Source organism: Stenotrophomonas indicatrix (assembly GCF_002750975.1).
Classification (GTDB): Bacteria; Pseudomonadota; Gammaproteobacteria; order Xanthomonadales; family Xanthomonadaceae; genus Stenotrophomonas; species Stenotrophomonas indicatrix.
Map to the genome: position 1 here is coordinate 678924 of NZ_PEJS01000001.1, position 19438 is coordinate 698361.

The 19438-nt window shown below is 66.5% G+C and carries 17 protein-coding genes; 11 read left to right on the forward strand and 6 right to left on the reverse strand.

The window, feature by feature from the left end:
* The first annotated feature begins 95 nt into the window (after nt 1–95).
* Together CR918_RS03180 and CR918_RS03185 are read left to right on the forward strand one after the other, a co-directional pair.
* Complete coding sequence (locus tag CR918_RS03180) at nt 96–1262, forward strand: efflux RND transporter periplasmic adaptor subunit (protein ID WP_099844215.1); 1167 nt, start codon at nt 96–98, stop codon at nt 1260–1262.
* Nucleotides 1263–1266: 4 nt separating this feature from the next.
* Nucleotides 1267–4368 carry an efflux RND transporter permease subunit gene (locus tag CR918_RS03185; protein WP_099842034.1) on the forward strand — a complete coding sequence of 1034 codons (3102 nt, stop codon included), beginning with the start codon at nt 1267–1269 and terminating at the stop codon, nt 4366–4368.
* A 275-nt stretch (nt 4369–4643) separates the two neighbouring features.
* Here the strand turns inward: CR918_RS03185 and CR918_RS03190 are convergent, their stop codons facing one another.
* Nucleotides 4644–5048: a GFA family protein gene (locus tag CR918_RS03190; RefSeq protein ID WP_032977314.1), complete on the reverse strand. Its 405-nt coding sequence runs from the start codon at nt 5046–5048 to the stop codon at nt 4644–4646.
* A 164-nt stretch (nt 5049–5212) separates the two neighbouring features.
* Here CR918_RS03190 and CR918_RS03195 point away from each other — a divergent pair, with 164 nt between their 5' ends.
* On the forward strand, nt 5213–6190 hold the full coding sequence (locus CR918_RS03195) for an Lnb N-terminal periplasmic domain-containing protein (protein ID WP_099842035.1): 978 nt from the start codon (nt 5213–5215) through the stop codon (nt 6188–6190).
* The gene (locus CR918_RS03200) at nt 6187–8229 is read left to right on the forward strand and encodes an esterase/lipase family protein (RefSeq protein WP_099842036.1); all 2043 of its coding nucleotides are present in this window, start codon (nt 6187–6189) and stop codon (nt 8227–8229) included. The genes CR918_RS03195 and CR918_RS03200 overlap by 4 nt, the downstream gene beginning before the upstream one ends.
* Nucleotides 8230–8249: 20 nt before the next feature.
* On the opposite strand, the gene CR918_RS03205 is transcribed toward CR918_RS03200, so the two are convergent.
* Nucleotides 8250–9611: an MFS transporter gene (locus CR918_RS03205; protein ID WP_099783070.1), complete on the reverse strand. Its 1362-nt coding sequence runs from the start codon at nt 9609–9611 to the stop codon at nt 8250–8252.
* An 88-nt stretch (nt 9612–9699) separates the two neighbouring features.
* Between CR918_RS03205 and soxR the strand changes: the two genes are divergently transcribed.
* Nucleotides 9700–10134, forward strand: coding sequence for a redox-sensitive transcriptional activator SoxR (soxR, locus tag CR918_RS03210; protein WP_032951587.1), 435 nt, complete (start codon nt 9700–9702; stop codon nt 10132–10134).
* 37 nt (nt 10135–10171) lie between these two features.
* Here the strand turns inward: soxR and CR918_RS03215 are convergent, their stop codons facing one another.
* Nucleotides 10172–10774, reverse strand: a complete 603-nt coding sequence (locus tag CR918_RS03215) for a short chain dehydrogenase (RefSeq protein WP_025874043.1) — start codon at nt 10772–10774, stop codon at nt 10172–10174.
* A gap of 98 nt (nt 10775–10872) precedes the next feature.
* On the opposite strand from CR918_RS03215, the gene CR918_RS03220 reads away from it, so the two are divergent.
* A complete protein-coding gene (locus tag CR918_RS03220) occupies nt 10873–11748 on the forward strand; it encodes a LysR family transcriptional regulator (RefSeq protein ID WP_099842037.1) in 876 nt (291 codons plus the stop codon).
* A 54-nt stretch (nt 11749–11802) separates the two neighbouring features.
* Here the strand turns inward: CR918_RS03220 and proC are convergent, their stop codons facing one another.
* Nucleotides 11803–12624 carry a pyrroline-5-carboxylate reductase gene (gene proC / locus CR918_RS03225; protein ID WP_059063283.1) on the reverse strand — a complete coding sequence of 274 codons (822 nt, stop codon included), beginning with the start codon at nt 12622–12624 and terminating at the stop codon, nt 11803–11805.
* A 16-nt stretch (nt 12625–12640) separates the two neighbouring features.
* Nucleotides 12641–13318 carry a YggS family pyridoxal phosphate-dependent enzyme gene (locus CR918_RS03230; protein WP_099844217.1) on the reverse strand — a complete coding sequence of 226 codons (678 nt, stop codon included), beginning with the start codon at nt 13316–13318 and terminating at the stop codon, nt 12641–12643.
* Between the two features lie 87 nt (nt 13319–13405).
* Here CR918_RS03230 and CR918_RS03235 point away from each other — a divergent pair, with 87 nt between their 5' ends.
* The 4 genes from CR918_RS03235 (at nt 13406) to CR918_RS03250 (ending at nt 17524) form a co-directional block, all read left to right on the forward strand.
* Entirely contained in the window at nt 13406–14443 is a 1038-nt protein-coding gene (locus CR918_RS03235; RefSeq protein ID WP_004147099.1) for a type IV pilus twitching motility protein PilT, read from the forward strand.
* A gap of 79 nt (nt 14444–14522) precedes the next feature.
* On the forward strand, nt 14523–15686 hold the full coding sequence (locus CR918_RS03240; RefSeq protein ID WP_049467229.1) for a PilT/PilU family type 4a pilus ATPase: 1164 nt from the start codon (nt 14523–14525) through the stop codon (nt 15684–15686).
* A gap of 43 nt (nt 15687–15729) precedes the next feature.
* On the forward strand, nt 15730–16398 hold the full coding sequence (locus CR918_RS03245) for a PIN domain-containing protein (protein ID WP_133119663.1): 669 nt from the start codon (nt 15730–15732) through the stop codon (nt 16396–16398).
* A gap of 142 nt (nt 16399–16540) precedes the next feature.
* Nucleotides 16541–17524 carry an aldo/keto reductase gene (locus CR918_RS03250; RefSeq protein ID WP_099842039.1) on the forward strand — a complete coding sequence of 328 codons (984 nt, stop codon included), beginning with the start codon at nt 16541–16543 and terminating at the stop codon, nt 17522–17524.
* A 129-nt stretch (nt 17525–17653) separates the two neighbouring features.
* Here the strand turns inward: CR918_RS03250 and CR918_RS03255 are convergent, their stop codons facing one another.
* Nucleotides 17654–18553 carry a LysR family transcriptional regulator gene (locus CR918_RS03255; RefSeq protein ID WP_025874037.1) on the reverse strand — a complete coding sequence of 300 codons (900 nt, stop codon included), beginning with the start codon at nt 18551–18553 and terminating at the stop codon, nt 17654–17656.
* 277 nt (nt 18554–18830) lie between these two features.
* On the opposite strand from CR918_RS03255, the gene CR918_RS03260 reads away from it, so the two are divergent.
* Nucleotides 18831–19043: a DUF4287 domain-containing protein gene (locus CR918_RS03260; RefSeq protein WP_025874036.1), complete on the forward strand. Its 213-nt coding sequence runs from the start codon at nt 18831–18833 to the stop codon at nt 19041–19043.
* Nucleotides 19044–19438: the final 395 nt, after the last annotated feature.

A 19438-nucleotide genomic window follows, 5' to 3' on the forward strand; every position in this document is an offset into this window, starting at 1 on the left:
ATGAAAAATGTTTCATGCGTTTTTCGCTGGATCGCAGCGCGCTGTCTTCTATATTCGGCGCCGAACGCTCCCCCCGCGCGTGGAACCTGCTGCCGATGACCCTTCCGTACTTCTCCCTGCCTGCCGCGGGCTGGCGCCGGCCGCTGCTGGTGCTTGCCCTGGCTACCCTGCTGGCCGGCTGCGGCAAGGACGCGCCCAAACCAGGCAAGGCGACGCCGGAAGTGACCGTGCTGACGCTGCAGAACCAGACGCTGGCGCTGCAGCAGGAACTGCCGGGACGCACCATTGCCTCGCAGGAATCGGATGTACGCCCGCAGGTGGACGGGGTGCTGGTGCAGCGCCTGTTCGAGCAGGGGCAGCTGGTGAAGGCCGGGCAGCCCCTGTTCCAGATCGAGCCGGCGCTGTACCAGGCCGCCCTGAACGAGGCGCAGGCCAACCTGAAGACCGCCGAAGCGGCCGCCGTGACCGCTCGCCTGCGGGCGCAGCGGATGCAGGCGCTGGGCAAGGACCAGCTGGCCGCGCGCCAGGACGTGGACGATGCCATCGCCAGTGGCCAGCAGGCGGCTGCGGCCGTGCAGGCTGCGCAGGCAGCGCGCGATACCGCCAGTACGCGGCTGGGTTTTGCCACGGTCACCGCACCGATTGCCGGTCGCATCGGGCGTGCGCTGTTCACCCCGGGGGCGCTGGTGACATCCGCCCAGGCCGATCCGCTGGCGCGGATCCAGCAGGTCGACCCGATGAACGTGGACATCACCCAGTCCAGCAACGAGTACCTGGCGCTGCGTCGCGCCATTGCCGAGGGGGGCGTGCAGGCCAACAGCGCGCCGGTGCGGCTGCGCCTGTCCGATGGCACCGACTACCCGTTGCCGGGCACGCTGGAATTTGCCGACATCGATGTGCAGCAGGAGACCGGCAGCATCACTTTGCGCGCGCAGTTCCCCAATCCTGATGGGCAACTGCTGCCGGGCATGTACGTGCGTGCGCAGGTGGGCCAGGGTACGCAGCAGCAGGCGCTGCTGATACCGCAGTCGGCGGTGGACCGCAGTGCCAAGGGCGAGGCGCAGGCGTGGCTGGTCGACAAGGAGGGCAAGGCGCGGCTGCGTACCTTCCGCACCGCCCGCGCGGTCGGCAACCAGTGGCTGGTGCTTGATGGCATCAGCGCTGGCGAGCAGGTGGTGGTGGCGGGGGCGCAGGGCCTTGCCGACGGCATGCTGGTGCGGATGAAGACGGCGCCCGTGGCTGCGCCGGCCGGAAAGGACTGAGCGCATGCTGCCGCGCTTCTTCATCCACCGCCCTGTATTCGCCTGGGTACTGGCGATCTGCATCATGGCGTTCGGCACGATTGCGGTGACCCAGCTGCCGGTCGAGCAGTATCCGGACATCGCACCGCCGCAGGTCAACATCACCGCCAACTACACCGGCGCGTCTGCACAGACGGTGGAAGACAGCGTCACCCAGGTGATCGAACAGCAGATCAAGGGCATCGACCACCTGCTGTATTTTTCCTCCACCAGTTCGTCTTCGGGACAGGCGCGGATCACGGTCACCTTCGACCAGAGCGCCAACCCCGATATCGCCCAGGTACAGGTGCAGAACAGCGTCAACCAGGCCATCAACCGCCTGCCGCAGGAAGTGCAGCAGCAGGGCGTGACTGTGGCCAAGTCGCAGGGCGACTCGCTGATGGTGGTTTCGCTGTACGACACCAGCCGGCGCATGGAGCGGGTGGACGTTTCCGATTTCCTGGTCAGCAACGTGCAGGACCCGATCAGCCGCATTGCCGGCGTCGGCGAGATCAATGTGTTCGGTTCGGCCTATGCGATGCGGGTGTGGCTGGATCCGCACAAGCTGCGTGCCTACGACCTGATGCCGTCGGATGTGCGCAGCGCGATCCAGGCACAGAACACCCAGGTCACTGCCGGCGAGCTGGGGGCGTTGCCGTCCAGTGCGACGCAGAGCCTCAATGCCACCGTCACCGCGCAGTCGCGCCTGCAGACTCCGGAACAGTTCCGCGCGATCATCCTGCGCACGCTGCCCAGCGGCGCGGCGGTGCACCTGGGCGACGTGGCGCGGGTCGAGATCGGCGCGGAGAATTACCAGACCAGCAGCTTCCTCAACGGCTATCCGGCTGCGGGTTTCTCGGTGACCCTGGCCTCCGGCGCCAACGCGCTGGCCACTGCCGATGCAGTACGCGCGGAGCTTGAACGGCTGCGGCCTACGTTCCCGCCCGGGCTGCAGGTGGCCTATCCACGCGACAGCACGCCGTTCGTACGGGTCTCCATCGAAGGGGTCATCCACACCCTGATCGAGGCGATCGTACTGGTCGTGGTGGTGATGTTCCTGTTCCTGCAGAACCTGCGCGCCACCCTGATTCCTGCGATCACGGTGCCGGTGGTGCTGCTGGGTACCTTCGGCGTCCTCGCGGTGGCCGGTTTCACCATCAACACCCTGACGCTGTTTGCGATGGTGCTGGCCATCGGCCTGCTGGTCGATGACGCGATCGTGGTGGTGGAGAACGTGGAACGCATCATCCACGAAGAGCATCTGCCGCCACGCGAGGCAACCGAGAAGTCGATGGGCGAGATCACCGGTGCGCTGATCGGCATCACCGTGGTGCTCGGTGCGGTGTTCCTGCCGATGGCGCTGTTCGGCGGTTCCACCGGCATCATCTACCGGCAGTTCTCGATCACGATTGCATCGGCCATGGCGTTGTCGGCGCTGGTTGCGCTGACCCTGACACCGGCGCTGTGCGCGACCCTGCTCAAGCCCTCGTCGGCGCAGAAGCCACCGGGGCGCTTCTTCGCGGCGTTCAACCGTGGCGTCGAACGCAGCCAGTCGACCTACCAGGGCAAGCTCGGTGGCGTGGTGTCACGTCCGCGGCGCTGGATGGCGTTCTACCTGCTGCTGGTGATCGCCATGATTGCCTTGTACGCGCGCATGCCCACCGGCTTCCTGCCGGTGGAGGACCAGGGCCAGGTGACCTTCCAGTTCTCCACGCCTGAAGGCACGCCGATGGCGCGCACCGAGGCGCTGGGCGAGCAGATCAGCCGTTACTTCATGGAGCACGAGAAGCAGAACCTGGACGTGGTGTTCGTGGTGGTCGGTCGCAACAACGCCGGTACCGGCCAGAATGCGGGGCAGGGCTTCCTGGCACTCAAGCCCTGGGACGAGCGCAAGGGCGACAACACCGCAGCGGCGATCATCGCGCGCGCCAATGCCTATTTCCGCAAGCTGCCCGATGCCAAGGTCAACGTGCTGGCGCCGCCGGCAGTGCGCGGCCTGGGGCAGTCCAGCGGTTTCGAGCTGTGGCTGCAGGACACCAGCGCGGCCGGACGCGTGGCGTTGCAGGCCGCGCAGGAGCAGGTGGTGCGCGCGGCCGGCGAAGACGACGGGCTGACCTCCGTGCGATTGAACGGGCTGGGCGACAAGGCCGAGCTGCGGCTGGACATCGACCACGCCCAGGCCAGCGCGCTGGGCCTGGCACAGGCCGACATCAATTCCACGCTGTCTGCCGCCTGGGGTGGCAGCTACATCAATGATTTCCTGGATCGCGGCCGGGTCAAGCGTGTCTACATGCAGGGCGACCAGCCTTACCGCAGCGTGCCCGACGACATCGGCCAGTGGTACGTGCGCGGTGGCAACGGTCAGATGGCCTCGTTCGCCAGCTTTGCCAGCAGCCACTGGGCGCGTGGGCCGCAGCTGCAGCAGCGTTTCAACGGCCTGCCGGCGATGCAGATCCAGGGCAGCGCGGCGGAAGGGCGCAGCTCGGGTGAAGCGATGCAGCGCATGCAGGCGCTGGTGGCCGATCAACCCGGGTTCGATCTGCAATGGAGCGGGCTGTCCTATCAGGAACAACTGGCCAGCAACCAGACGCTGTACCTTTACGCCGCTTCGATTGCCTTCATCTTCCTGTGCCTGGCCGCGCTCTACGAGAGCTGGACGGTGCCGGTAGCGGTGGTGCTGGTGATTCCGCTGGGCGTGATCGGTACGGTGCTGGCGACCACGGCTGCGGGCTTCGTCAATGACATCTACTTCCAGGTGGGATTGCTGACCACGATTGGATTGTCGGCAAAGAACGCGATCCTGATCGTGGAGTTCGCCGAAGCACGCTACCGCGCCGGCAGTTCAGCGGTGGAAGCGGCACTTCAGGGCGCGCGCCTGCGCCTGCGGCCAATCGTGATGACCTCGCTGGCCTTCGTGGCAGGCGTCATCCCGCTGGCGTTGGCCACCGGCGCCGGCGCGGTCAGCCGGCGTGAAATCGGCATGAGCGTGATCGGCGGCATGCTCTCCGGAACGGTGCTGGCGGTGGTGCTGGTGCCGCTGTTCTTCGTGCTGGTACGGCGGGTGGGCAGGGCGCGGCCGGTGCACTGAGGGCAGGGGCGTCGGCTGTCACCTTCCTGCCGCAACGCCATCACCCGGTCTTGGCCCGGGCATCGGTAGGGTTGATCGTCCCCGTCCCCACGGAGACCTGCCATGTGGTTGCTTGACCGACTCTGGCCCTCACGCCCTGCGCTGCCCGCCGCGACGCTGCCGCCTGCAGCGGACCTGCCCGCGCGTCGAACGCCGTTGAAGCGTCCGTTGCGCGTCGGCCGGGCCAGCATGGCCCCGTGGCAGAAGGTCGCGCCGCCGCCCCGGCGCAGCCGCCACTAACCGGTGCGGTCGGCGGGGTGGTTCACCCCGTCATTGACCGGAATCGTTCCCAGCGCGAACGGATCGATGCCTTCCAGGCAGGCCACGTTGTAGCCGTACTGGTCCGGGTTGGAGCGGCGGCGGTGGTGCGTGTAGATGCCACAGACGTCGCAGAAGTAGTGCTCGGCCACGTGGGTGTTGAACTGGTACAGGCGCAGATGGGCCTGGCCACGCACGATATGCAGCCCGTCTTCGGCCACGCTGGCGGCGATGGCGCCGCGGCGCCGGCACATCGAACAGTCGCAGCGGCGCGGGTCGACGATGCCCTCGGGCAGGTCCAGCAGCAGCTCGACGGTGCCGCAATGACAGCTGGCCCGGTGCTGCGCCTGCACGGCGACGCCGGCCACGGTGGTAATGCCCATCCTCGCTCCCTGTATACCCTTGGTGGACGCCAGTATGCGCCCGCCGGCGCCAGCCTGAACCGTCGTAGATGTCGCCGTGAGGCGGCTTGTGGCTAACTATGCCGCCCCGGGACCCCGACAGGATGCCAGTGAAAGCCGCAGGACGATGGATGACAGGATGTGTGATGGTGCTGCTGGCGCTGTGGGTGGCCGGTCTGCTGACCTACCAGATGCCCGGGCCAGGCTGGCTGGGCGTGACCGCGGCGATGCTGTGGCTGCTGGCCGCCGCCTGGGCGGCCTGGCAGGTGGCGCGCGGCCGTGGCACGCGCCGGCTGTGGGCGGCCTTTGCCGGCGCTCTGGCGCTGGCGGGGCTGTGGTGGCTGCTGCTGGCCCCGCGCCAGGACCGCGACTGGGCCGATGACGTGGCGCAGCGCCTGCACGTGGAATCCTTCGATGGCCGCCACGTGGTGCTGGACAACGTGCGCGATTTCACCTGGCGCACCGAGACCGACTACGACGCGCGCTGGGTGCGCCGCAGCTACGACCTGGACCAGCTGCGTTCGGCCGACCTGGTGCTGTCGTACTGGATGGGCCCGGCGATCGCCCACACCCTGGTCTCGTTCGGATTCGAGGACGGGCGCCACCTGGTGTTCTCGCTGGAAATCCGCAAGGAGCGTGGTGAATCGTTCTCGGCACTGGGCGGCTTCTTCCGCAAGTTCGAGATGACGCTGGTCGCGTCCGAAGAAACCGACATCATCCGCACCCGCACCAACGCGCGCGGCGAGGATGTCTACCTGTACCGCTTGCACGGCATGGACCGCAACCAGCTCAAGACCCTGTTTGCTGCCTACATCGACCAGGCACGCCAGCTTGATGCCACGCCCGGCTTCTACAACACGCTGACCAGCAACTGCACCACGATTGTCTTCGACCTGGCGCGGCATATCGCCCCGCGCCTGCCGCTGGACTACCGGTTGCTGGCCTCGGGCTACCTGGCCGAGTACGCGCAGGAGGTGGGGGCGCTCACGCCTGGCGTACCGTACGCCGAACTGCATGCCAAGGGCCGCATCACCGAGCGCGCGCTGAAGATGGCACCCGACGATGATTTCTCCACCGTGATCCGCCAGGGCATCCCTGGCACCGAGCAGGACCCGCAGCAATGACCCCGATGATCCTGTTCCGCTGGCAGCGCGTGCTGCCGGCGTTGTTGGCTGCTTTCCTGCTGCTGGGCGGCAGCGGCTGCGCGATGGTCACCGTCAAGCAGGTGGCGTCCAGCGATTACCTGGTCAACAAGCGCGCCGATGTGCTCAACACCGGCAAGCTCAGCCCCGCCTCGCGCGAGACACTGAGTGCGGCCGGGCTGGACGAATCACAGTGCGAGAAGGACTTCCTGGTCTGCCGCAGCACGCTGTTGATGACCGATGACCTCAACGTCGAGCAGCGGTTGTCGACGCTGTCCGAGCTGTGGGTGAAGGCCGCTCTGGCATTGACGCCGAAGAAGCAGGCGGCCAACGAACCGCCGATGAGCGATGCAGCGCTGGATGCATGGCTGGAGGCGGCGCGCTATGGCTATGCCTATCTGTTCTACAGCGGGCGCTCGCCCTCCGATCGCGCGTTCGAGGATCGGCAGACGCAGGTACGCGATTACTACAACTATGCTGCCGAGAAGGCCGCCGTGGTGTTGTTCGCGCGTGCCCGTGCCGCAGCATTGGCCGGCGAGGACTACACCAAGCCGGTGTCGGCGGGCAGCTGGACGCTGGCTTCCGATTTCCAGCGCCTTTCATTGAAGAGCATCCCCAAGCAGCTGGTGCCGGCCGGTACCGTCAGCTTCGTCGGCATGCGCAGCACCTATCGCCGCGATGGTTTCGGCGCCGAGCTGGTGATGGTGATGGACCCGCCGAAGCTGGTGGTGCCTGCCGTCGCCGCGGAAGGGGCCAAGGCCGAAACGGCACAGGCGCAGGCCACCAAGGACGAGCAGGAGGAGGGCGTCCGCCGCGGACGCCGCCACCAGCACGATGATTCGGTGCCCGAGTACAGCGAGATGTCCTCGATCAACGTCACGGCATTGCTGCGTTTTGAAGGCAACACGCTGGAAGACGTGATGCGCACCCGCCAGGTGCTGCTGGATGGCTATTCGCCCGAGGCCACCGAGCGCATCACCCTGCATGGCGAAGAGGTGCCGCTGGCGGGCAACTTCACCGCCGCCTACGGTCTGTGGCTGGCGCAGAGCGGGTTCGCCACGCAGTCGCTGCGTACCTTGTTCGGCATGAGCGAGGGCATCGGCGAGCCGCACATCTACCTGATGCAGCCATGGGATCCGAACCGCCGCATCATCTTCATGCTGCATGGCCTGGGCAGCAGCCCGGAAGCGTGGGTGAACCTGGCCAACGAGATCATGGGTGACCCCGAACTGCGCCAGCAGTTCCAGGTGTGGCAGGTGTACTACCCGACCAATGCGCCGATCGCGCTGAACCGCTACGAGATCGCCAACGCATTCAACGACACGTTGCAGCACTTCGACCCCAACGGCAGCACGCGCGCCTCGAAGGACATGGTCTACATCGGCCACAGCATGGGTGGCGTGCTGGCGCGCCTGCTGGTCAGCGATTCCGGCGATGTGCTGTGGAATGATCTGCTCGCCAACTACAACCTGAAGGGCGAACGCCTGAAGCGGGTGCAGTCCAAGCTGGGTCCGTTGCTGCACTTCAAGGCCGAACCGAACGTGGAGCGTGCGATCTTCATCGCCGCCCCGCACCAGGGCACGGACATCGCCGGCAACAAGGTGGGCCGCCTGATCGGCCGCCTGGTGCGCCTGCCGCTGACCATCCTCGGCAAGTTCGAGGATGTGTTCCTGGCACTGGCACAGGCCGAGCAGCAGGCGGATGGCACGGCCAAGCCGAAGATTCCCAACAGCATCGACAACCTCAAGGCCAGCGACCCGTTCGTGAAAGCCGCTGCGCAGCTGCCGATCACGCCGGGCCTGAAGTACCACTCCATCATCGCCCAGCGCAAACCGGAACTGCCGGTGGAGAAATCCGACGATGGGCTGGTGCCGTACTGGAGCTCGCACCTGCCGGGCGCGTTGTCGGAGAAGGTGATCATCTCCGGCCACAGCGTGCAGGAGACGCCGCAGGCGGTGCTGGAAGTGCGCCGCATCCTGCACCAGGACATCGATGAAGTGGGTACGGTGGCGAGGCCGTAACGGGATGCTCTCCGGGGCGTCTACACGCGACGTGCGATCACCGTGGCGAACACCGCCAGGCCCAGGGTGATGGCCAGGCACAGGATGTAGCCGGTATGCGGGGCGCTTTCCACGAACAGTGCGAACAGCGCGCCGGATACCGCCAGTGCGGTGGTCACCGACAGTGCTTCGCTCAACTGCAGGGCCGAGGTGTTCGCACCCTGTTCGTGTGGTGGTGACAGTGACAGCGTCAGCACCGACAGGCTGGCGTAGATCATGCCCATGCCGAAGCCGGTCAGCGTCCAGCCGACCAGGGCGACCGGCAGTGGCACCGCAGTGAACAGCACCGCCAGCGTCGCGGCGATGCCCACGGTCATCAGCGGTGTGCCCACGCGCAGCAGTTGCTGCCGCGACCAGCCGCGCTGCTGGTGACCCTGCAGCCACGAGCCGGTGAACCAGCCCAGCGCGCCCAGGCTCAGCACTGCACCGGCCCAGCTGGGTGACAGCCCACGCTCGCGCTGCAGCAGCAGGGGCAGGTAGGCCTCGCAGGCGAAGAACGCGGCAGCGGCCACACCACGCAATGCGATCACACTGGGCAGGCCACGGCGCAGGCGCAGGGTGCCGGCGGGCAACAGGCGATGCACGCAGAACAGCAGCGCCAGCATCGCCACGCCGATGCACAGCAGTGCAGGTACGCCCTGTTGTTGCCCGCCCAGATACAGCAGCAGGGCAGCCAGGGAGGCGCCGCTGGCCCAGCGCACGATGTTGCCGCGGCCATCATCGGCAACATCCGTGGCTGCAGCCTGCATGCGCGCCAGTGCCGGTCGCAGCAGCAGGCCGGCCGGTATCGCCAGCAGCGGCACCGCCAGGAACACCCAGCGCCAGCCAAGATGCTGCACGATCACACCGCTCAGCGCCGGGCCGATCATCGACGGCACCACCCAACCGGCAGAGAACGCGGCGAAGACCTTCGGCCGCAGATGCTCGGGATAGGTCCGCCCGACCATCACATACAGCGACACCGAAATGGCGCCTGCGCCCAGGCCCTGCAGCAGGCGTCCGGCCACCAGCATGCCCATGCGCAGGGCGAAGCCCGCCAGCAGCAGGCCCAGCACGAAGCAGGCCAGGCCCCACCATAGCGGGCGTGCGGGGCCGTGGCGGTCGGCCCAGCGGCCGGCCAGGGTCATGCCGATCACGCTGGTGGCCAAGGTGCCGCCGAAGGCCAACGCATACAACCGCAGGCCGTCCAGGGCCTCGGCCACGGTCGGCATTGCTGCGGCCACCGCCAGTGCCTCGAAGGCATGCAGGGAGACCAGGGCGACCATGCCCAGGGTGGTGGCGCGGTAGCGCGCGGACAGGATGGAGGAATCGACCGGATCGGCCGTGGCAGCGGGGGAGGGCATCGGGTTCCTGCGGGGGCGGACGGGCCGCGCTTGTCATCTGGCGGCGATGGTAGCAGCATGCCACCTCAACCAAAGTTGAGGTCAATCGATGCTGGCACAGGACATGAGCGTCGGCGATGTCGCCCGTCGCAGCGGCGTGGCCGTCTCTGCGCTGCATTTCTACGAGCGCAAGGGATTGATCAGCAGCCTGCGCACGTCGGGTAACCAGCGCCGCTACGCCCGCGACGTGCTGCGCCGGCTGGCGGTGATCCGCGTGGCGCAACGCGTGGGCATGCCGCTGGAAGCGGTGGCACGTGCGTTCGAGAGCCTGCCGCAGGGGCGGGCGCCGACCAAGGCCGACTGGGCCAAGCTGTCGGCACGCTGGCAGGTGGAGCTGGAGGAACGCATCCACATGCTGCAGCTGCTGCGCGACGAGCTGACCGGCTGCATCGGCTGCGGTTGCCTGTCACTGAAGCGTTGCCGCCTGGCCAACCCGGATGACGTGCTCGGCGAGCGCGGCGACGGCCCGATGCGCTGGGGCTGACCGTGCTGGTGGGTGCCGACCCTGGTCGGCACGCTCGTTACCAGACGGTGATGGTTTCGCCGCTCTGGATGCCTTCCACCGCGCGCTGGAAGGCCAGCGCCGCGCGCTGTGCGGTCACCGCTTCAAAGCCGGGGAAGTAGGGGCCGTAGGCTTCCATCGATTCCACCAGCACGTTCGGGCTGACCACGTTGATGCGCAGCCCGCGCGGCAGCAGTTCCAGCGCCGCCGCCCGCACGAAACCTTCCAGCGCATGGTTGACGGCGGTGGCGTTGGCGCCATCGCGGATCGGCTGCGCGCTGACGATGCCGCTGGTCAGGGTGATCGAGCCGCCAGCATTGAGATGGTGCTGCGCGGCCAGTGCAAGACGCACCTGGCCGAGCAGCTTGTCCTGCAGGCCGACGTTGAACTGTTCGGGTGTCATCTGCTGTAACGGGCCGAAATGCAGCTTGCCGGTGGTGGAGATCACCGCATCGACCGGGCCGGTCTGCGCGAACAGCTCGCGCACGCTGGCGTCGTCGGTGAGGTCCACGCGCAGGCTGCCGCTGTGGCGCCCGGCAGCGAGGATGTCGTGCTGCTGGCCCAGGTGGCGGGCGACCGCCTGGCCGAGGGTGCCGCTGGCACCGACGAGAAGAATCTTCATGACAGCTCCTTGCGAGAGGGGATGGACGCAGTCTGCGCTGTCGCCGGTTGGTTTGGTAAGCGGCGTATGATTCGCATATTCCTAACCATGGGTTTGCAATGGATACCTTGCGCTGCATGCAGGCCTTCGTCGCCGTGGCCGAGCACGGTAGTTTTTCCGCCGCCGCCAGCCACCTGCAGGTGTCGGCGGTGATGGTCGGCAAGTACATCCAGCAGCTGGAAGCGCACCTGGGCGCCGCGCTGCTGCAGCGGAATACCCGTCGCCAACGCCTGACCGAAGCCGGCACTGCCTACCTGGCCGGTTGCCGGCAGGTGCTGGAACAGGTGCAGCAGGCCGAGGCGGACGTGGCCGGGCTGCAGGTGCAGCCGCGCGGGCTGTTGCGGGTCAGTGCGCCGACCACCTGGGGCAGCTGCGTGCTGGCTCCCGTGTTGAGCGATCTGCTGCGGGCACAGCCGCTGCTGAACATCGAGCTGGACCTGAGCAATCGCCGCATCGACCTGATCGAGGATGGCTTCGATGCAGCCATCCGCGTCGGTCCGCTGCCGTCGCAGGAACTGGTGGCGCGGCCGCTGCCGCCGTATGCGATGAGTCTGTGTGCATCACCGTCGTACCTGCGCCGCCGTGGTACGCCGCGCACGCCCGCCGATCTTGAAGGACATGATTGCCTGAGCCACCTGGCCTGGCGCGGCGGTCACGGTTGGCAGCTGGCCAATGGCGAACAGGTCGATTGGGAAGCGCGGTTGACCAGCAATGACGGTTACGCGCTCCGCGAAGCAGCCGTGGCGGGCGCAGGCCTGGTGCTGCAGCCGACCGCGCTGCTTGCCGGTGAAATCGCAGCGGGACGATTGAAGCCACTGCTGCGCGACTATCTGCCCGAGCCACGGCCGATGCACCTGATCTACCTGCCCGACCGTCGCCCCCGACCGCGGCTGCAGTGTTTCGTTGATTTCGTCATGGCCGGGCTGGGCACGTAGATCCACGCATGCGTGGATGGCGGTGGGTGCCGACCGTTGGTCGGCACACTTGTTTCAATCATTGGCGGCAGACAGTTCCTGCCCACGCACCTGCGCGGCACGCAGTGCCTTTTCCACCAACGCTTCAAACCCACCTGCCTGGAAGCTTTCGATCGCCGCCTGGGTGGTGCCGTTGGGTGAGGTCACCCGGCGCCGCAGTTCGGCCGGGCTTTCGCCGGCTTCATCGAGCATGCGCGAAGCGCCCAGCAGCGTCTGCACCACCAGCGTGCGCGCCGCTTCTGCAGGCAGGCCTTGTGCGATGCCGGCCGCTTCCATTGCTTCGGCCAGCAGGAACACATAGGCCGGGCCACTGCCGGATACGGCGGTGACCGAATCCATCTGCGCTTCGTCGTCGATCCACACCGTGCGTCCCGCGCTGGCCAGCACGCGTTCGGCCTGCGCATGCTGCTGCGCATCCACCGCTGGCGTGGCATACAGGCCGGTGACCCCGGCACCGAGCAGGGCCGGGGTGTTGGGCATCGCGCGCACCACCGGCAGCGTGCCACCCAACCAGCGCTGCAGCTGCGGGCTGGTGATGCCGGCGGCGATCGAGATCACCAACGGCTCCTGTGCCTGCGCCAACACCTGCAGTGACTGGCAGACCTCGCGCAGCACCTGCGGTTTCACCGCCAGCAGCCACGTGTTGCCCTGCGCCGCCGCAGCGGCCGCGTTGTCGTGGGTCTGCACGCCAAAATCGGCAGCCAGTTTTTCGCGCAGTTCGGCCACCGGTTCGGCCACGTGGATGTGCGCGGCCGGCACGCCCTGCCGGATCAGGCCGGCAATCAGGCTGCGGGCCATGTTGCCGCCGCCGATGAAGGTGATGGAATCAGCTGCCATGGGAATCTCCTTGGAATCAGGCCGGGCGCGGACGTGCGCCGAACAGGGCGGTACCGATGCGCACCAGGGTGGCACCTTCGGCGATCGCTTCAGCGTAGTCGCTGCTCATGCCCATCGACAGGGTGTCCACCTGGGGATGACCGGCAGCCAGCGCCTCGAAAAGTGTGCGCATGCGCACGAACGCGTCGCGCCGGCGCTCGGCGTCGGGCCACGGCGCAGGAATCGCCATCAGGCCGCGCAGGCGCAGGTTCGGCTCGGCGGCGATGGTTGCCGCCAGCGCGTCCACGTCGTCCGGCGCGCAGCCGTGCTTGCTCGACTCGTCATCGATGTTGACCTGGATGAGTACGTTCAGCGGGCCGCGTTCAGCGGGGCGGTAGCGGGCCAGCGCGGCGACCAGCTTGGGCCGGTCCACGCTCTGCACCCAGTCGAAGTGCGTGGCCACCGGTTCGGCCTTGTTCGACTGCAGGTGGCCGATCAGGTGCCATTCCAGGCCCAGCTGCTGCAGTTCCTGCATCTTGGCCAGCGCTTCCTGCACGTAGTTTTCGCCGAACGCGGTCTGGCCCTGCGCGGCAAGCGCAGCCACGGCCTCGGCCGGCTGGGTCTTGGACACCGCCAGCAGGCGCGGCGGTGGCCGCCCGGCGGCAGCGGCGGCGTTGTGCAGGTTGCTCAGGATCTGGGGCAGGGGAGTGGCCACGTAACGCGTTCCGTTCAATCAGGAGGCTATACTGCCGCCCGGGGAAAGATCCTTCCAGTCGAAGCCGTTATTGGGGAGTAGCCGCTCATGGATATCGCCGAGCTGTTGGCGTTTTCCGTAAAGAACAAAGCGTCCGACCTGCATCTGTCCGCAGGCCTGCCGCCGATGATCCGCGTGGACGGTGATGTTCGCCGGATCAACATTCCAGCCCTGGACCACAAGCAGGTTCACGCGCTGGTGTACGACATCATGTCCGACAAGCAGCGCCGCGATTACGAGGAATTCCTCGAAGTCGATTTCTCCTTCGAGATCCCGTCGCTGGCGCGCTTCCGTGTCAATGCGTTCAACCAGAACCGTGGCGCCGGTGCGGTGTTCCGTACCATTCCGTCCGAAGTGCTGACCCTGGAAGACCTGGCCTGCCCGCCGCTGTTCCGCGAGGTGATCCAGCAACCGCAGGGCCTGATCCTGGTGACCGGCCCGACCGGTTCGGGCAAGTCGACCACGCTGGCGGCGATGATCGACTACATCAACAAGAACGAATACGGCCATATCCTCACCGTCGAGGATCCGATCGAATTCGTGCACACCTCGCAGAAGTGCCTGATCAACCAGCGCGAAGTGCACCGCGATACGCATGGCTTCAATGAAGCGCTGCGTTCGGCACTGCGTGAGGACCCGGACATCATCCTGGTGGGCGAACTGCGTGACCTGGAAACCATCCGCCTGGCGCTGACCGCCGCGGAAACCGGCCACCTGGTGTTCGGCACCCTGCACACCAGTTCGGCGGCCAAGACCATCGACCGCATCATCGACGTGTTCCCGGCCGGCGAGAAGCCGATGGTGCGCTCGATGCTGTCCGAATCGCTGCGCGCGGTCATTTCGCAGGCGCTGCTGAAGAAGGTCGGTGGCGGTCGTACCGCTGCGTGGGAAATCATGGTGGGCACCCCGGCCATCCGCAACCTGATCCGCGAGGACAAGGTGGCGCAGATGTATTCGGCCATCCAGACCGGCCAGCAGTACGGCATGATGACCCTGGACCAGCACCTGCAGGACCTGGTCAAGCGCAGCCTGATCACCCGCAACCAGGCCCGCGAATACGCCAAGGACAAGCGTCTGTTCGAGTAAGGCGAGGCAATGGCGGGGCAGGGCGCGCGAATACGTCGCTGGCCCCGCGCTGTTTCCTCCACCGACCGATTCCTGGTACATGCCCCATTGGGAGCCCGCCGTGAACACCACCGCGACCACCATCGATTTCACCTCGTTCCTCAAGCTGATGGCGCACCAGCGCGCCTCGGACCTGTTCATCACTGCCGGCATGCCGCCGGCGATCAAGGTCAACGGCAAGATTTCGCCGATCACCCAGACGCCACTGACGCCGCAGCAGAGCCGCGACCTGGTGCTGAACGTGATGACGCCGGCGCAGCGCGAGGAATTCGAAAAGACCCACGAATGCAACTTCGCCATCGGCCTGTCCGGCGTCGGCCGCTTCCGCGTGAGCTGCTTCTACCAGCGCAACCAGGTCGGCATGGTGCTGCGTCGCATCGAGACGCGCATTCCCACCGTGGAAGAGCTGAGCCTGCCGCCGATCATCAAGACGCTGGCGATGACCAAGCGCGGCATCATCCTGTTCGTCGGCGCTACCGGTACCGGTAAATCAACCTCGCTGGCAGCGATGATCGGTTACCGCAACCAGAATTCGACCGGGCACATCATCACCATCGAAGATCCGATCGAATTCGTGCACAAGCACGAGGGCTGCATCATCACCCAGCGCGAAGTCGGCATCGATACCGACAGCTGGGAAGCCGCGCTGAAGAACACCCTGCGCCAGGCGCCGGATGTGATCATGATCGGCGAGGTGCGTACCCGCGAGGGCATGGACCACGCCATCGCCTTCGCTGAAACCGGTCACCTGGTGCTGTGCACGCTGCACGCCAACAACGCCAACCAGGCGATGGACCGCATCGTCAACTTCTTCCCGGAAGATCGCCGCAACCAGCTGTTGATGGATCTGTCGCTGAACCTCAAGGGCGTGGTCGCGCAGCAGTTGATTCCTTCGCCGGATGGCCGTTCGCGCAAGGTGGCGATGGAGATCCTGCTGGGCACGCCGCTGGTGCAGGACTACATCCGCGACGGCGAGATCCACAAGCTGAAGGAGCTGATGAAGGAATCGGTCCAGCTGGGCATGAAGACCTTCGACCAGAGCCTGTTCGAGCTGTACCAGGCCGGTGAGATCAGCTACGAGGACGCACTGCGCTACGCCGATTCGCAGAACGAAGTGCGCCTGCGCATCAAGCTCAGCCAGGGCGGCGATGCCCGCACCCTGTCGCAGGGGCTGGATGGCGTGGAGATTTCAGAGGTCCGGTGAGGGCGCCGCCCGCCGCTGGCTGACTATCGTAAATGGGGTGCATATGGATATGCCGCGTGCTCGCAACGTCGTGCTCATCGATTACGAGAATGTGCAGCCTCCGTCTCTCAAGGAGTTGGTTGCCCCTGGTTTCACCGTGCTGATCTTCGTTGGCGCATCGCAATCGCGGATCAGCATGGATGTTGCCGAGGCAGTCCAGGCATTGGGTGGCAACGGACGCTATGTGCGTTGCAATGGTAGCGGGTCGAACGCGCTGGATTTCCATATCGCCTTTTACATCGGCGAGATGGCTGCGGTCGATCCCAGCGCATTCTTCCAGATCGTTTCGAGGGACACCGGCTTCGATCCACTGGTGGCGCACCTGCAATCGCGGCGTCTCAACGTCCTGCGGTGCGCATCCGTTGCCGATCTGCCAATGCTCCGTGGCACGCAGCTGGCTCCGGCCAAGCCACCGACGCCGGTCGTATCGAAGGCCAAGCCGCCAGCGTTGAGTGTCGACGCGCGCCTGCAACGCGTACATGCAGTGTTGGTGAAGCAGGGCAAGGCGCGGCCGGCTTCAATGAAGTCGCTCACCTGCGCGATCAACAGCCTGTTTCAGAAGGCACTTCCCGCAAAGGATGTCACTGCGCTCATCCAGCAACTGCAGCAGAAAAAATGGATCACACTGGAGGGCAGCAAAGTACGTTATCAGCTGCCGTCCAAGGTAGCGTAGGTAACTCGTCCACCGGATGCAGAATTGGTGCGGGCGGCAGGACGGCATTCATGAAATCCAGTCATGACCGACTGCCATCCAGGTCGTTCAATCCGCTGCCCCTGCAGGCGTATCGTCATCGCTCCCCTACTGGAGCACGACGATGCAGACACGTGAACTCGGCCGCAGCGGCCTGAAAGTCTCCGCCCTGGGCCTGGGCTGCATGGGCCTGAGCCACGGCTACGGTCCTGCCGTCGAGCAGAGCCAGGGCATCGCCCTGCTGCACGCCGCGGTCGAACGCGGCGTGACCTTCTTCGACACCGCCGAAGTCTACGGACCGTATACCAACGAAGACCTGCTCGGCAGGGCGCTGGCACCGCACCGCGACAAGCTGGTGATCGCCACCAAGTTCGGCTTCAAGGACGCACAGGTCGACACCGGCCTGGACAGTCGTCCGCAGAACATCCGTGCGGTGGCCGAAGCCAGCCTCAAGCGCCTGCGCACCGACTACATCGACCTGTTCTACCAGCACCGCGTGGATCCGAACGTGCCGATCGAGGATGTGGCCGGCACCGTGCGTGACCTGATCGCCGAGGGCAAGGTGCGCCACTTCGGCTTGTCCGAAGCCAGCGCCGCCACGGTGCGTCGCGCGCATGCCGTGCAACCGGTGGCCGCAGTGCAGAGCGAGTACTCGCTGTGGTGGCGCGAACCGGAACGCGAACTGCTGCCGGCGCTGCAGGAACTCGGCATCGGCTTCGTGCCGTTCAGCCCGCTCGGTCGCGGCTTCCTGACTGGCGCGATCAACGCTGACACCACCTTCGCCGACAACGATTTCCGCAACACCGTGCCACGCTTCGAAGTGGAAGCGCGTCGCGCCAATCAAGCGCTGATTGACCGCATCACCACGATCGCGGCGGCGCGGGGCGCCACCCCGGCACAGGTCGCGCTGGCCTGGCTGCTGGCGCAGGCACCGTGGATCGTGCCGATTCCGGGTACGACCAAGATCCATCGCCTGGAAGAGAACCTCGCCGCCGCCGACCTGCAGCTGTCTCCCGCCGAGCTGGAGCGCATCGCGCAGACGCTGCAGGAGATCGCCATCGTCGGCGAGCGCTACAACGCGCAGCGCGCAGCGCAGGCCAAGGGCTGATCGCAGTGTGTGCGGACTTTCGTCCTGTGCTGGGTGTGGTCTTTCGATCTTTGGTGGGCGCGGACTTTCGTCCTGTGCTGGGTGCGGACTCTCGTCCTGTGGTGGGTGCGGACCGTTGGTCCGTACGCCTCACCCCACCATCGGCCCGCGCAGCGCATCAAGCACCGTACGCATCGCCACGGTGACGTGCCGGCGTGACGGGTAATACGCGTAGTAGCCATCGAAGTGCGGGCACCAGTCATCCAGTGTTGATTGCAGGCGGCCTTCCAGCAGGGCCGCCTGCACCTGGTCTTCGGGCAGCCAGGCCAGTCCGCTGCCGGCCAGCGCCGCAGCCCGCGTCATGCCCATGGTGTTGAAGGTCCATTGGCCGGAGACGCGGATGCTCAGTTCGTGGCCATCCTGACCGAAATCCCACGGCATCAGGCCGCCATGGGTGGGCAGGCGCAGGGTGATGCAGTTGTGCGCGGCCAGATCGTGCGGATGCACCGGCGCCACGTGCTGACGGAAGTACGACGGTGCCCCCACCACGCGCATGCGCAGCGGCGGACTGATCGGCAGCGCCACCATGTCGCGTGCCAGGCGCTCACCGAGACGGATGCCGATGTCGTAGCGCTCGGCGACGATGTCGGCCAGGCCGTAATCGGTGGTCAGCTCGACCTTCAGGTCCGGGTACTGCTGCAGCAGCGGCGCCAGCCTGGGCCAGGCCAGGTATTCGGCGGCGTGGCCGGTGGCGTTGATGCGGATGGTGCCTGCGGGGCGCTCGCGGTACTCGGCCAGCGCGGCCAGTTCGTCTTCGATCTCGGCCAGGCGCGGGGCCAGGGTTTCCAGCAGGCGGGCACCGGCCTCGGTGGTGGCGACACTGCGGGTGGTGCGGGTCAGCAGGCGCACGCCCAGTCGCTCTTCCAGCCCGCGCATGGCGTGGCTGAGGGCGGACTGGGAGACGCCAAGCTGGGCAGCGGCCTTGGTGAAGCTGCCTTCGCGGGCGACATGGACGAAGGCTTGCAGGTCGTTGAGGTTTTCACGCGGCATGAGGGGATGATACGGCCGGGCTGCGCCCGGCGCCCGCGGTAGTGCCGGCCGCGGGCCGGCAACCGCAACAGCAACAGCCGGAGCAACAGCAACAGCGGGCTTCCTGTGGAGCGGCATGGCCTGCTCTTGGTGGGTGTCGACCTTGGTCGACACGTAGATCCGCGCCATGCGTGGATGCGTGCCCGGTGCTGCCGGGGTTGTTCGGTTAATGCGCCACGTCGATTTGTGGTTCCGTGGTTCGTCGAATGGGTACTTTCCAAACAACAGGGAGCAGCACATGAGCACCGACAGCAAACCCAAGGGCCCGGCGTCCTATTTTCCTTCCATCGAAAAGACCTACGGGCAGCCGGTGACGCATTGGCTGGGCCTGCTGGCCAAACGGCCGGGGCTGAAGCACATGGAACTGGTCAGCTTCCTGAAATCCGAGCACGGGCTGGGCCATGGCCACGCAAACGCCCTGGTCGCCCACCACCTGGCCACCCAGCGCTGAGACAACCGCTCCACCGAGCGCAGCGACCCGCTTCTGCTCTTCTTTTCTCTCTACGTGGCTGGACGCGCACGGAAATTGTCCAAGGCCGGGGGAGATGGGGGCGCGGGGGTGTCCGCGGCATGGGCCCGAGGCATGCCTCGGGCGGGTTGGGCAGGACGCCCAACCCCGGTCTTGCCGTGTGCGCAGGACAGCGCACACGAGCAAGACGCGGCCAAGCCTCCAGGGACGGATTAACGGCGTCCCCCGCGACCCCATCTCCCCCGGCCAAGCGCGGCTTTTGCTGTTGGTACACCAGCCACGAGGGGCTGCGCCGTTCGCCGCAACTCCCAACTGAACGATTTCATCTGCAACTGTCATGCAGATCGTGTCTAATACCGCTCCCCACCCGTAGTGCC

What these genes read in the sequence shown, in the direction of transcription:
- CR918_RS03180 (WP_099844215.1), top strand. Translation starts at nt 96, where the DNA reads ATGACCCTTCCGTACTTCTCCCTGCCTGCCGCGGGCTGGCGCCGGCCG.
- CR918_RS03185 (WP_099842034.1), top strand. Translation starts at nt 1,267, where the DNA reads ATGCTGCCGCGCTTCTTCATCCACCGCCCTGTATTCGCCTGGGTACTG.
- CR918_RS03190 (WP_032977314.1), bottom strand. Translation starts at nt 5,048, where the DNA reads ATGGGCATTACCACCGTGGCCGGCGTCGCCGTGCAGGCGCAGCACCGG.
- CR918_RS03195 (WP_099842035.1), top strand. Translation starts at nt 5,213, where the DNA reads ATGGTGCTGCTGGCGCTGTGGGTGGCCGGTCTGCTGACCTACCAGATG.
- CR918_RS03200 (WP_099842036.1), top strand. Translation starts at nt 6,187, where the DNA reads ATGACCCCGATGATCCTGTTCCGCTGGCAGCGCGTGCTGCCGGCGTTG.
- CR918_RS03205 (WP_099783070.1), bottom strand. Translation starts at nt 9,611, where the DNA reads ATGCCCTCCCCCGCTGCCACGGCCGATCCGGTCGATTCCTCCATCCTG.
- soxR (WP_032951587.1), top strand. Translation starts at nt 9,700, where the DNA reads ATGCTGGCACAGGACATGAGCGTCGGCGATGTCGCCCGTCGCAGCGGC.
- CR918_RS03215 (WP_025874043.1), bottom strand. Translation starts at nt 10,774, where the DNA reads ATGAAGATTCTTCTCGTCGGTGCCAGCGGCACCCTCGGCCAGGCGGTC.
- CR918_RS03220 (WP_099842037.1), top strand. Translation starts at nt 10,873, where the DNA reads ATGGATACCTTGCGCTGCATGCAGGCCTTCGTCGCCGTGGCCGAGCAC.
- proC (WP_059063283.1), bottom strand. Translation starts at nt 12,624, where the DNA reads ATGGCAGCTGATTCCATCACCTTCATCGGCGGCGGCAACATGGCCCGC.
- CR918_RS03235 (WP_004147099.1), top strand. Translation starts at nt 13,406, where the DNA reads ATGGATATCGCCGAGCTGTTGGCGTTTTCCGTAAAGAACAAAGCGTCC.
- CR918_RS03240 (WP_049467229.1), top strand. Translation starts at nt 14,523, where the DNA reads ATGCCCCATTGGGAGCCCGCCGTGAACACCACCGCGACCACCATCGAT.
- CR918_RS03245 (WP_133119663.1), top strand. Translation starts at nt 15,730, where the DNA reads ATGGATATGCCGCGTGCTCGCAACGTCGTGCTCATCGATTACGAGAAT.
- CR918_RS03250 (WP_099842039.1), top strand. Translation starts at nt 16,541, where the DNA reads ATGCAGACACGTGAACTCGGCCGCAGCGGCCTGAAAGTCTCCGCCCTG.
- CR918_RS03255 (WP_025874037.1), bottom strand. Translation starts at nt 18,553, where the DNA reads ATGCCGCGTGAAAACCTCAACGACCTGCAAGCCTTCGTCCATGTCGCC.
- CR918_RS03260 (WP_025874036.1), top strand. Translation starts at nt 18,831, where the DNA reads ATGAGCACCGACAGCAAACCCAAGGGCCCGGCGTCCTATTTTCCTTCC.